Genomic DNA, 12,035 nt, shown 5'->3' with positions numbered 1-12,035 from the left:
GGGTGGAATCGAGGGATGGAGCCGGGATGCGCAGACGAGGGCTGGTCACGCTGCTGACGATCGCGACGATGACCGCGGTGACGGCACAGACGGCGGAGGCGGGTCCCGGCCGTCCGGACGACGAGTCGATCGACTACCACGAATGGTCCGGTCACCCCGGCTTCCGCGACGGCAGGCTCGAAGGGCTCGGCATCGACCACGGCGCCCTGCGCATCGAACGCCCGATCGGCACGATCGAGCACACCGAACCCACCCTCGGCACCACGAAGACCTACGAATACGGCCAATGGACGTCGCGGAGCCACACCCACGGCTTCGACGCCTCCCAGCTGGTCGCCTCGTGGAACGCGAAGACGCCGGCCAAGACCTGGGTCAAGGTGGAGGCGAAGGGCCGCACCGCCTCGGGCGCCGAGACCTCCTGGTACGTGATGGGCCGCTGGGCCAGCGGGGACGCCGACATCAAGCGCACCAGCGTCGACGGCCAGAGCGACGCCAACGCCGCGGTCGACGTCGACACGCTGGTCATGAAGGCGGGCGTCGCGCTCCGCTCGTACCAGCTGCGGGTCAGCCTGTACCGCGAAGCCGGTTCCCGCGCCACGCCGTCGGTGACGTCGGTCGGCGCGATGACGTCGCTGGTCCCGGACCGCTTCGAGGTCCAGGCGACGAAACCGGGCCGCGCCACCGGGATCGAGCTCAAGGTGCCCGCCTACGCGCAGAACCTCCACAAAGGACAGTTCCCGGAGTACGGCGGTGGCGGCGAGAACTGGTGCAGCCCGACATCCACCGAAATGGTCGCCGAGTACTGGGGCAAACGGCCCAAGCCCGAAGACATGAAGTGGATCCCGGAGGGTTACGTCGACCCGACCGTCGCGTACGCCGCCCGCTACACGTTCGATTACGCCTACGACGGAACCGGCAACTGGCCGTTCAACACCGCGTACGCCGCTTCACTCGGACTGCGTGGCCACATCACCCGTTTGCACTCCTTGAACGAACTCGAGAAGTACATCGCGCGCGGCATCCCGGTGATCACGTCGCAGTCGTTCAAGGCCGAGGAGCTCGACGGCGCGGGCTACGGCACCGCGGGGCACATCATGGTCGTCGTCGGCTTCACCAAGGACGGTGACGTGATCGCGAACGACCCGGCCGCGAACAGCAACGACCGGGTCCGAAATGTCTACAAACGACACCAGTTCGAAACGATTTGGCAGCGCACCAAGCGGTACAACACGAATGGCGGCGTTTCCAGCGGTCCCGGCGGAATCGCGTACATCATCACGCCTGGGCACTGAATCGGTTCCCCACCCGAGCGGATGTCGCGACGTGGGCTGCTTCCATGGCAGGCTACGTGGATCGATATCGCGCGCGCCAGCGCGTCCGTTGAGGGCGGTGGCGGGGGCATGGATGGACTACTCGGAGGTGGGCATGCCGTACGAGGTCCAAGGCGTCGTTTCCCGCGCCAAGGGTGAACCGGTCTCGCTGGAGTCCGTGACGGTGCCCGATCCCGGGCCCGGCGAGGCCGTCGTCTCGGTCAAGGCGTGCGGTGTCTGCCATACCGACCTGCACTACCGCGAAGGCGGGATCAACGACGAGTTCCCGTTCCTGCTCGGCCACGAGGCCGCGGGATTCGTGGAAGCCGTCGGCGACGGCGTGACGGATCTCGAACCCGGCGACTACGTGATCCTGAACTGGCGCGCGGTCTGCGGCACCTGCCGCGCCTGCCGCCGGGGCAGGCCCTGGTACTGCTTCTCCACGTTCAACGCCGCCCGGCCGATGACCCTGGCCGACGGCACCGCCCTGTCACCGGCGCTCGGCGTCGGGGCGTTCCTCGAAAAGACACTCGTCCACAGTGGACAGTGCACGAGGGTCGACCCCGCCGCCGAGCCCGCCGTTGCCGGGCTGCTCGGCTGCGGGGTGATGGCCGGCCTCGGCGCGGCCTTGAACACCGGCGCGGTGAGCCGAGGCGATTCCGTCGCGGTCATCGGCTGCGGCGGTGTCGGTGACGCCGCGATCGCGGGCGCGAACCTGGCCGGCGCGAAGACCATCGTCGCCGTCGACACCGACGACCGGAAACTCGCCTGGGCCAAGGACTTCGGCGCCACGCACACGCTGAACAGCAAGGGACTGAGCGAAGACCAGGTCGTCGAGGCGATCCGGGAGTTCACCGATTCGTTCGGCGCGGACGTCGTGATCGACGCGGTCGGCAGGCCCGAAACCTGGCGGCAGGCGTTCTACGGGCGCGACTTGGCGGGCACGGTCGTGCTCGTCGGCGTTCCCACCCCGGACATGCGGCTGGATCTGCCGCTGATCGACTTCTTCTCGCGCGGTGGCTCGCTCAAGTCGTCGTGGTACGGCGATTGCCTGCCCTCACGCGACTTCCCGATGCTGATCGACCTCTACCTCCAGGGCAGGCTCCCGCTCGACAAGTTCGTCACCGAGCGGATCGACCTCGACGGTGTCGAGCAGGCCTTCGGGCGCATGCACGACGGAGACGTCCTCCGCAGCGTGGTGACGTGGTGAAACTCTTCACCGACGCCGATTTCCCGGCCGATCCGTATCCGGGAGCGCGGCCGGGGCATTCGTTCGTCCACTTCGACGGTGCCGGGCACAGCCTCGACACCGCGCCGGAGGGCTGGCGCGAACGCCAGGCCGTACTCGCCTACGGCTCGAACGCGTGCCCGTCCAAGATCACCTGGCTGCGGGAGAACATGGGCCTGGAGGGCCCGGTCGTCGTCTGCCACGCGCGCTGCACCGACCTCGCCGCGGTCTGGGCGTCCGGCCTGCGGTTCCGGGACGGGCAACGCCCCGCGACGCTGGCCGCCGCACCGGGCGTCGTCGAGGAGCACGCCGTCTGGTTCGCGACTCCTCAGCAACTGGCCGTGCTCGACGAATGCGAGGGCAGCGGCATCCGGTACAACCTGGTGCGGCTGACCGCCCCGGCCATCACCCTCGACGACGGCACCGTGCTCGACGACGTGGTGGCGTATGTCGGTGCCGCGGACATCCGCCTGCCGATCCTGGTGGACGGCAGGCATATCCGCGTCGCCGACCTCGAACAGCGCCGGGCCGCGGCGCTCGACGGGATCCCCGCCGAAACGCACGGCCTGGACTGCACGCTGGTCGAGGCCGGGACGCTGATCAGAGAAGCTTCCCGGGATTGAGGATCCCGCTCGGGTCGACGGCCTTCTTCGCCGCTCGCAACACTTCGACGCCGATCTCGCCGATCTCCGCCGCCAGATAGCGCGCGTGGTCGACACCGACGGCGTGGTGATGCGAGATCGTGCCGATGCCGGTGATCGCCTCCGAGGCCGCCGCCTTCGCCCGCTGCCATTGGGCGATCGGGTCGGCCTCGTCGCGCGGCGTCAGCACGGTGAAGTACAGCGACGCGCCCGTTTCGTAGGCGTGCGAGACGTGGCACATGATGATCGCGTTGCCGAGGGTCGCGGTGAGCGCGGCCCGGACCGCGTCCCGCAGGTCGCCCAGTTCGTTCCAGTACGCGGCGGTTTCCAGGGTTTCGACGCAGACCCCGTTGTCCATCAAGGCGTCCCGCTGCCGAGGGCCGGAGAACCGGCCGCGGCGCCAGGATTCACCGAGCGCGACCCCGATCCGGACGGCGCCGAACTCCTTGAGCACGCCGGTGGTCTCCTGCCGTCGCCGGGCGACCTCGCGTTTCGACGCGCCTTCCCAGCCGACGATCAGCAGGCACGGCGCGTGCACTCCCCGCGCCTTGAGATACCGGCGCAGCGCCTTGGTCTTCACACTGTCGTTGAGCGCGAGCGAAACCTCGCTCTCGTCCACATCGGACAGTCTCGTCACGTCCGCGAGCACGTGCCGCTGGGCCAGTTCGCGGACCGCTTCGGTGCCCTTATCCCAGCCGTCGAGGACGAAACCCTCGTAACGGCGCACTTCCGGCACCGGCCGGACGCGGAGGGCGACCTCGGTGATCACGCCGAGCGCGCCTTCGCTGCCGATGGCGAGATGCCGGAGGTCCGGCCCTGCGGCCGACGCAGGCGCGACGCCGAGTTTCCATTCCCCGCGCGGGGTCGCGAGCCGGACCCCCTTGACCATGTCCTCGAATCGCCCGTAACCCGCCGAGGCCTGCCCGGCGGACCGGGTCGCGGCGAATCCGCCGATGGTGGCGCGTTCGTAGGACTGCGGCACGTGCCCGAGGGTGAAACCGTGCGCGGCGAGCAGCCGGTCGGCCTCCGGACCGGTGACCCCCGCCTGCAGGACCGCGATCCGGGAAACGGGATCGACCGAGACCAGTTCATCGAGCCGGGTGAGATCGAGCGCGATCACCGAGGTCTTGTCCCCGCGCACCGCGGCGACCCCGCCGACCACCGACGTCCCGCCGCCGAACGGGACGACGCCGACGTCGTGCCGTGCGCAGATTTCCAGTACCGACTGGACTTCGGCGGGATTCTCCGGCAGGACGACGGCGTCCGGCACCGGAAAATCACCGAAGCCCCGTCGCCGCATCAGGTCCAGATAGGACAGACCACTGGCCCGCGCGAGCCGTTCCCCCGGCGCCGTCAGGACGTGCTCGGCGCCGACGAGCTCTTCGAGGTCTCGCTTGGGTCGTTCGTCCAGCACCGGTTCGGGAACGGACAGCGCCGAATCGGGCGCGAAGGGCGCCGCGGAGCCCAACGGGCCGATACGCTGGACGAGCCACCTCAAGGCCTTGGCCGGAAGGTGGGCGGCGTCACCGGCCTCGGGCGTCCAGGATCGTCTTAACCGGTGGTCAATAAGCTCGGTCACGACTACAGTGTTACATATGGACGTAAAACGTCACTCACCTGCGGAAACAGGCGTTTCGGCGCTGGCGGACACCCGATCCCGCCAGGCCTCGACCCGTGTGTCCGACGACGTTCTCCTCGACGCGGCGAAGAAGTGCGTGCTCGCCGTCGGTGTGCGGCGGACCACCCTCGCCGAGATCGCCCGGACCGCCAAGGTCAGCCGGATGACGGTCTACCGCCGGTTCCCGGACGTGCGCAGTGTGCTCGCGACCCTCATGACCCGCGAGTTCGGCGGCCTGCTGCAGAGCGCCGCGGAACCCGAAACCGAGCCCGCCCACTTCCGCGAGAAGCTCGTCCAGAGCTCGTCCGCCGCCGTCGCCGCACTGTCGGGCGACCCGCTGTTCCGCACCCTGCTGGACCTCGATTCGGAACTGGTCCTGCCCTACATCGTCGAGCGGTTCGGGAAGACCCAGCGCTTCGCCGAAGGCGTGATCCTGCACCTGCTGAAGTCGGGCCACGAGGACGGCTCGATCCGCAAGGGTGATCCGGCCTCGCAGGCTCGCACGCTGCTGCTGCTCATCCAGTCCTTCGCGTTCTCGTACCGTCCCGCCATCGCGGACGTGGACGAGAAGAAGCTGATGGCGGAATTCGCCCACGTGCTCGACGCGGCGCTGCGCCCGTGACGCCGGGCTCGCTCAACGCTCTGCGGCGCGACCGGGAACTCACGGCGCTGGCCGGCGGCGAGCGGGTCGACCTGGTGGTGGTCGGCGGCGGCGTCACCGGCACCGGGATCGCGCTGGACGCGGCCGCGCGCGGGCTGTCGGTCGCCCTGATCGAGGCGTACGACCTGGCATACGGGACGTCGCGCTGGTCCAGCAAGCTGGTCCACGGCGGGCTCCGGTATCTCGCCAAGGGCGACCTGGCGCTGGCACACGAAAGCGCCGTCGAACGCGGCATCCTGATGACCCGCACCGCCCCGCATCTCACCAGGGCGATCCCGCAGCTGTTCCCCATGTACCGCAAGACCTCCCGCGGCCAGCAGGCCTTCATCATGACCGGTCTCGTCGCGGGTGACGGTCTTCGCCGCGCGGCCGGGACGCCTGCGTCGGTACTGCCCCGCCCGAGGTCGATCCCGGCCGCGGAGGCGCTGGCGCTCGCGCCCGGCCTGTCCCCGCAAGGCCTGCGCGGGGCGCTGCTGGCCTACGACGGCGCGCTGACCGACGACGCGCGCCTGGTCGTGAATCTCGCCCGCACGGCCGCGGCACGCGGCGCGAAGATCCTGACGAGGGTCGAAGCGCTCCGGCTCGACGCGGAATCGGTGCTGGCCAGGGACAGGCTCACCGGGCAGGAAATCGAGATCCATGCCCGTCAGGTGATCAACGCGACAGGTGTCTGGGCGGGCGAACTGGCGGAGTCGGTCCGGCTGCGGCCGTCGCGCGGCTCCCATCTCATCCTGGCCTCGGGGGCGGCGCGGATCGGCGCGTCGTCGGTCAACGTGCCCGTTCCCGGCGAGAACAACCGCTTCGTCTTCCTGCTTCCGCAACCGGACGGCCGGGTGTTCGTCGGGGTCACCGACGAACCGATCGACGGCCCGGTGCCGCGGGTGCCTGCCGTGCCGGAGTCCGATGTGGACTTCCTGCTCGAAGTGGCGTCGACGGCGTTCACCCGCCCGTTGACCCGCGCCGACGTCGCGGGCTCGTTCGCCGGGCTGCGGCCGTTGGTCGAAGGCGGTGGCGGACGCAGCGCGGATCTCTCGCGCAAGCACGCGGTGGTGACCGGGGCCGACGGTGTGCTCACCGTCGTCGGCGGCAAGCTGACGACGTACCGGAAGATGGCCGAGGACGCCGTCGACGCCGCACTGAAGCGGTCCGGGCTGCTCGCCGGGCCGTCGACCACGTCCCGGCTTCCGCTGCTCGGCGCGACACCGCGCGATCGTTTGTCCACTGTGGACGCACCGCCTCGGCTGGTCGCGAAGTACGGCACCGAAGCGCCGCGGGTCGCGGCCCTCGGCGAGGTCGACCCGGAACTGGGGCTGCCCCTGTTCGACGGGAGCGACATCAGCACGGCGGAAGTCGTCTGGGCCGTGCGGCACGAAGGCGCTCTCGACGTCGAGGACGTCCTGGAGCGCCGCACGCGGCTCGGCCTGGTCACCCCCGACGCCACGGCCGCCCGCGCCCGCGTCCAGGAGCTTGTCGACAAGTCGCTCGCCGGCCTCGCCTGACCCCTCCCGCATTTAGTCCTCTAAATGCGGTGAGTCATGCCCTCAGCTTGACGAGTCGTTGGGTTTTTGCAACAGTATGTTCCATGAGCCCGGTAAGACGCGGCAAAGAGCTGCCGATCTACAACCGGCTTCCCGTGCTCCGGGCCGAGCGTGGACTGAGCAGGGCCGCCCTCGCGACGGCCGTCGAGGTCAACCCGCAGACCATCGGCGCGCTCGAACGGGGGGACCACTACCCGAGCCTGGACCTGGCGTTCCGCATCTGCGCGGTGTTCGACCTCCCGGTCGAAGCCGTGTTCAGCCGCGAACCGTTCACGCCGCTGTCCACTCAGGTCTACCGGGAGGGGGGAACATGAGTGAGGAGCGAGGCCGCCTCGCGGTGTACTGGGAGCGTCAGCAGGAGCGGCTGGACGAGGTGGAACGCAAGCGAGCGCTCAAGCTGCCGACGTGGCGCACGCGGAAACGGCGACGGGCGTTGAGTGTGCTGGTGCTCGTCGGCGACCTGATCCTGATCGTCGGTGCCGCCCTGTTCCACGCGCAGCCCCCGCCGCTGTTCGTGGTGTGCTGGTTCGGCGGGGCCGTCATCGCCGGCAGCGCGCAATACCTGCTGCGGATCCTCACCGGCAAGATGAGCGGCGGGTTCTCGATGCGGCTCGACGAACGCGAGCGGGAATGGCGCCACCGCGTCACTTACGTCAGCTACCAGGTCCTGGTGGCCTTGATGCTGGTCGCGGTGATCTACGGCCTGATCGTCTCGGGCACCGAGGACGGCGGCGCGCGTGGCGCGATGATGGGCTGCGCGTTGCTGGTCACCGGCACCACACTGTCCACCGTCATCCTTGGCTGGTCGCTGCCGGACGACGACCCCGAGGATTTCGAAGGGGTGAGCCCCGCATGACCACCACCCGGACACGAGCGGATCGCCGACGGCTCGCCGTCGCGGCCGTGATCGGCCATCTGGTCGTGATCGCCGGTGCCGCGTTGCTGCGCGAGCCGACCTTGTGGTTCGCCGTGGGCCTGATGGGGCCGGGGCTGTGTCTCTGCGTCGGCACCGCGGCGGTGCTGCGCAAGGCCGTCGGCAGGCCCGGCTCCGCGGCGAAGGATCTCGACGAACGCGAACTGCTGCTGCGAAACCGCGCGCACTACGCTGCGTTCCAGGGGATCTGCGTGCTGATGCTGGTGGATCTCGGGTACGGGCTTTACGCGGCGGGGCAACCGGATCCCGGTTCCCTGCTGTCCGCGATGACAGCGGCGTTGTTCGTCTTCGGGACGTCGCTACCGGCGCTGTGGCTCGCGTGGCGGCTGCCGGACGACGACCCTGAAGACTTCGAGGGGGTGGCTCCGGCATGACCGGGGAGAAGAAGCGGCACAAGATGTCCATCGGCGTGGTCGCCGTCGTGCTGGTGGCGGGTGGGGTTCTCGCCGGCGCGGGGAGGGCGGTCCTGGTGTACCGGGCCACCTCGGTGGTGAGCAACGTCAAGCTGGACGGGCTGATCGAACGGAACCGCACGGTTTCCGGCGTCCATCGGGGATTCGCGGCGCTGGTGCGGTATTTCGAAGAGGGGAAGTGGAAATGAGCGAGGGGAAGCTGGAGATCGACAGGATCTCCAAGCGCTACGGCGCGAAGGTGGCGCTGGACGAGGTGAGCTTCGAGGTCCAGCCCGGTGAGCTGTTCGGCTTCGTCGGCAGCAACGGCGCGGGCAAGACCACCACGATGCGGATCGTGCTCGGCGTGCTGGCGGCCGACTCCGGCGAGGTGCGCTTCGGTGGCGCCCCGATCACGCACGAGACCCGCACGCATATCGGGTACATGCCGGAGGAACGCGGGCTGTACCCGAAGATGAAGGTGCTGGAGCAGCTGGTCTATCTCGCCGAGCTGCACGGGATGTCGGCCAACGACGCCCACCGCAGCGCCGAGAACTGGATCGCCCGGCTCGGGCTGACCGAACGGCGCAAGGACGAGGTGCAGAAGCTGAGCCTCGGCAACCAGCAGCGCGTGCAGCTAGCCGCCGCGCTGGTGCACGATCCGAAGGTCCTCGTGCTGGACGAGCCGTTCTCGGGCCTCGACCCGCTGGCCGTGGACGTGATGAGCGGGGTGCTGCGGGAGAAGGCCGCGACCGGCGTGCCGGTGGTGTTCTCCAGTCACCAGCTGGATCTGGTCGAGCGGTTGTGCGACCGGGTCGGCATCATCCGAAGTGGACGGATGGTCGCCTCCGGCACCGTCGGGGAGCTCACCGCCGGCGCGGGCAACGGGCTCGTCGTCACCGCGCCCGCCGCCGCACCCGGCTGGGCTGCGGCCGTCCCGGGTGTGCGGACGATCGAGCAGAACGGCCCGACGACGATCCTCGAACTCGAGACGGGTGCCGACGACCAGGCCGTGCTCGCCGCGGCGCTGGCGACCGGGCCGGTCACCGAATTCACCAAACGCAGGCGTTCGCTGACCGAGCTCTTCCGCGACGCCGTCGCCGAGAAGCCGGCGGCACAGGGAGTTTCCGCATGAACACCGTTTCCTCATGGCGCGCGGTCTGGCTCATCGCCAAACGCGAGCTGAACACCCGGCTGCGCACCAGGTCCTTCGTGGTCGGCACCGCCGTCCTGCTGGTCATGCTGATGGGCTACGTCCTGCTGCAGTCCACGCTGATCAGCAACGAGGACAAGAGCAAGGTCGGCCTCACCGGGCAGACCGCCGGGATCGCGCAGCAGCTCAAGACCGCGGGCGAAGCCATCGGCGAGAAGATCGAGACCGTCACGGTCGCCGATCCGGCGCAGGGCCGCTCGCAGGTCGAAAACGGTGATCTCGACGCGCTGCTGTCCGGCAACGCCACCGAACTGAAGGTGCTCGTCAAGTCCGAATTGGACACCAAGCTGCGCGCGCTGCTGAACGGCGTTTCCCAGCAGGAAGTGTTGAACGGCATCCTTTCCGAAGCCCAGGAGTCCCCTGAGCAGGTGATGCGCACGGTCCACCAGACACAGGTCGAGGTCGACTCGATCAAACCGCCGGATCCCGAGAAGTCGCAGCGGATGGTGATCGGGCTGATCGTCGCGGTGCTGCTGTACATGAGCATCGTGACCTACGGGACGCTGGTCGCGCAGGGTGTGGTCGAAGAGAAGTCCAGCCGGGTGGTGGAGATCCTGTTGTCCACGGTCCGGCCGTGGCATCTGTTGCTGGGCAAGGTGATCGGGCTCGGCCTGGTCGGGCTGACGCAGCTGGTGATCATCGGCGGCGCCGGGTTGATCGTCGCTTCGGCGACCGACGTGCTGACGTTGTCCGGGGTCGCGACGAGCGCCCTGCTGTGGGGTGTCGTGTGGTACCTGCTCGGGTTCCTGCTGTACGCCACCATCTACGGCGCCATGGGTTCGCTGGTCTCCCGGCAGGAGGACACCCAGTCGGTGATCGGGCCGGTCAACATCGTGCTGATCCTCGGCTTCGTCGTCGGGTTCAACCTGCTGGCCCAGGCACCGGAAGGCACCGGGACGAAGGTGCTTTCCCTGGTGCCGCTGCTTTCCCCGGTGCTGATGCCCGCGCGGATCGCGGCGGGCACCGTCGAGGTGTGGGAGATCGTGGCGTCGCTGGGCCTGACCGTGGCCGCCATCGCCCTGTTCACCTGGCTGGGCGCGCGGATCTACCAGAACAGCGTCCTGCGGGTCGGCAGCCGGATCAAGCTTTCGGAAGCCCTGCGCGGCTAACCTTTGATGGCGCCGTAGCGCTCCAGGGCGACCTGACGTTCGTGCGCGTGGTCGACCATCGGTGCCGGGTAGTCCTCGACGTTCTCCGGTTTGTGCACGGCTTTGCCCGGCACGGACCGGAGTTCGGGGACGTAGCGGCGGACGTAGTCACCGGCGGGGTCGAACTTCTGCCCCTGCGTGGTCGGGTTGAAGATCCGGAAGTAGGGCGCGGCGTCGGTACCGCTGCCCGCGACCCATTGCCAGTTCAGCTGGTTCGACGCGAGATCGCCGTCGACCAGATGCTTCATGAAATGCCGGGCGCCGAGCCACCACGGCAGATGCAGGTCCTTGACCAGGAAGCTCGCCACGATCATCCGGACGCGGTTGTGCATCCAGCCCTCGGTGAGCAACTGGCGCATCCCGGCGTCGACGATCGGGAACCCGGTGCGTCCCTCGCACCACCGCCGGAAAGCCTCGTCGTCGCTCTCGTGTTCCATGGCGTCGAACCGGGAATCGTAGTTCTTCCGCGCGGTTTCGGGGCGGTGCCACAGGACGTCGGCGTGGAACTCGCGCCAGGCGAACTCACCGCGCAGTGCCTTGGCGCCGGAGCCCTCGTTCCCGGCGAGGTCGGCCAGCAGGGTGCGCGGATGGACGCAACCCCAGCGCAGATACGGTGAAAGCCTTGTCGTACCGGGACGATCGGGACGATCACGATCCTCGTCGTAGGTTTCCAGGCCGTCGTCCAGGAACTCGTGCCAGCGCTCCAACGCCGCCTTTTCACCCGGCTCTGGCAGCTCCATCCCTTTGAGCGACGGGGATTTCGGGAGCCTGACCGATCGCGGCGGCGCCACCCAGTCCACAATGGACTTCCCGGTGTCGGCGGGGCGCGGCCAGCCGTGGCGCACCCACGCACGGTAGAACGGGGTGAACACGCGATACGGGTCGCCGTCCGGCTTGGTGATGCGGCCGGGGGTGATCGCGTACGAGGAGCCCGTCTCGACCCAGGCGATGTCGTGCTCCGCCAACGCCTTCTTGACCTCGTCGTCGCGGCGGCGGCCGTACGGGCCGGTGTCGGCGCTGACGTGCACGGTCGCGGCGCCGACCTCGCGAGCGGCCTTGACGACCTCCTCGACCGGGTCGCCCTCGACCAGCATCAGGCGTCCGCCGAGCTGGTCGTCCAGCGCCTTCAGGCAGCCGTGCAGGAACGCGACGCGCGGGGCGCCGGAGGGTTTGAGGAGCGCGTCGTCGAGGACGTACAGCGCGAGGACGTGCTTGCTGTGCTTCGAAGCCTCCAGCAAGGCGGCGTGGTCGCCGAGGCGGAGGTCGCGGCGGAACCACAGGACTACCGGGGCTTCTCTGGTCACTCCGGAAACCCTAAGCGGTACCGCCGTTGGGCGCAGTCCCGGATGCAATGA

At 69.1% G+C, this 12,035-nt stretch carries 13 protein-coding genes; 11 read left to right on the top strand and 2 right to left on the bottom strand.

All coding sequences use genetic code 11. The annotated features are described in order from the left end of the window. Positions 1-26 precede the first annotated feature (26 nt). The 3 genes from DMC61_RS31880 to DMC61_RS31870 all read left to right on the top strand — a co-directional run bounded on the left by DMC61_RS31880 (position 27) and on the right by DMC61_RS31870 (position 3,161). Positions 27-1,292, top strand: a complete 1,266-nt coding sequence (locus DMC61_RS31880) for a C39 family peptidase (RefSeq protein WP_199750148.1) — start codon at positions 27-29, stop codon at positions 1,290-1,292. 133 nt (positions 1,293-1,425) lie between these two features. After that, on the top strand, positions 1,426-2,520 hold the full coding sequence (locus DMC61_RS31875) for an S-(hydroxymethyl)mycothiol dehydrogenase (RefSeq protein WP_125694282.1): 1,095 nt from the start codon (positions 1,426-1,428) through the stop codon (positions 2,518-2,520). Further along, entirely contained in the window at positions 2,514-3,161 is a 648-nt protein-coding gene (locus DMC61_RS31870; protein ID WP_125693866.1) for a gamma-glutamylcyclotransferase, read from the top strand. The genes DMC61_RS31875 and DMC61_RS31870 overlap by 7 nt, the downstream gene beginning before the upstream one ends. Here DMC61_RS31870 and DMC61_RS31865 read toward each other — a convergent pair. Then, positions 3,139-4,758 (bottom strand): FAD-binding oxidoreductase, encoded by a 1,620-nt coding sequence (locus DMC61_RS31865; RefSeq protein WP_199750147.1) that lies wholly within the window; start codon positions 4,756-4,758, stop codon positions 3,139-3,141. The two genes, DMC61_RS31870 and DMC61_RS31865, sit on opposite strands and share 23 nt — an antisense overlap. A gap of 97 nt (positions 4,759-4,855) precedes the next feature. Between DMC61_RS31865 and DMC61_RS31860 the strand changes: the two genes are divergently transcribed. From DMC61_RS31860 to DMC61_RS31825, 8 genes are all read left to right on the top strand, one after another. Then, positions 4,856-5,419 (top strand): TetR/AcrR family transcriptional regulator, encoded by a 564-nt coding sequence (locus DMC61_RS31860; protein ID WP_125694280.1) that lies wholly within the window; start codon positions 4,856-4,858, stop codon positions 5,417-5,419. After that, the gene (locus tag DMC61_RS31855) at positions 5,416-6,957 is read left to right on the top strand and encodes a glycerol-3-phosphate dehydrogenase/oxidase (protein ID WP_125693864.1); all 1,542 of its coding nucleotides are present in this window, start codon (positions 5,416-5,418) and stop codon (positions 6,955-6,957) included. The genes DMC61_RS31860 and DMC61_RS31855 overlap by 4 nt, the downstream gene beginning before the upstream one ends. A gap of 83 nt (positions 6,958-7,040) precedes the next feature. After that, positions 7,041-7,310: a helix-turn-helix transcriptional regulator gene (locus DMC61_RS31850; protein WP_005155992.1), complete on the top strand. Its 270-nt coding sequence runs from the start codon at positions 7,041-7,043 to the stop codon at positions 7,308-7,310. Further along, on the top strand, positions 7,307-7,852 hold the full coding sequence (locus tag DMC61_RS31845) for a hypothetical protein (RefSeq protein ID WP_125693862.1): 546 nt from the start codon (positions 7,307-7,309) through the stop codon (positions 7,850-7,852). The genes DMC61_RS31850 and DMC61_RS31845 overlap by 4 nt, the downstream gene beginning before the upstream one ends. Then, positions 7,849-8,304 carry a hypothetical protein gene (locus DMC61_RS31840; RefSeq protein WP_125693859.1) on the top strand — a complete coding sequence of 152 codons (456 nt, stop codon included), beginning with the start codon at positions 7,849-7,851 and terminating at the stop codon, positions 8,302-8,304. The genes DMC61_RS31845 and DMC61_RS31840 overlap by 4 nt, the downstream gene beginning before the upstream one ends. After that, positions 8,301-8,531: a hypothetical protein gene (locus tag DMC61_RS31835; protein ID WP_016337470.1), complete on the top strand. Its 231-nt coding sequence runs from the start codon at positions 8,301-8,303 to the stop codon at positions 8,529-8,531. The genes DMC61_RS31840 and DMC61_RS31835 overlap by 4 nt, the downstream gene beginning before the upstream one ends. Further along, positions 8,528-9,454, top strand: a complete 927-nt coding sequence (locus tag DMC61_RS31830) for an ABC transporter ATP-binding protein (protein ID WP_125693857.1) — start codon at positions 8,528-8,530, stop codon at positions 9,452-9,454. The genes DMC61_RS31835 and DMC61_RS31830 overlap by 4 nt, the downstream gene beginning before the upstream one ends. Next, positions 9,451-10,641 (top strand): ABC transporter permease, encoded by a 1,191-nt coding sequence (locus DMC61_RS31825; protein ID WP_125693855.1) that lies wholly within the window; start codon positions 9,451-9,453, stop codon positions 10,639-10,641. Before DMC61_RS31830 ends, DMC61_RS31825 begins: the two co-directional genes overlap by 4 nt. Here the strand turns inward: DMC61_RS31825 and DMC61_RS31820 are convergent. Then, positions 10,638-11,984: a deoxyribodipyrimidine photo-lyase gene (locus tag DMC61_RS31820; protein ID WP_125693853.1), complete on the bottom strand. Its 1,347-nt coding sequence runs from the start codon at positions 11,982-11,984 to the stop codon at positions 10,638-10,640. The genes DMC61_RS31825 and DMC61_RS31820 overlap by 4 nt on opposite strands. Positions 11,985-12,035: the final 51 nt, after the last annotated feature.

This window comes from Amycolatopsis sp. WAC 04169 (genome assembly GCF_003947535.1).
In the GTDB taxonomy this organism is placed as follows: domain Bacteria; phylum Actinomycetota; class Actinomycetes; order Mycobacteriales; family Pseudonocardiaceae; genus Amycolatopsis; species Amycolatopsis keratiniphila.
The sequence above is the reverse complement of the archived record's forward strand: the minus strand, read 5'-3'. Positions and strand labels throughout refer to the sequence as shown.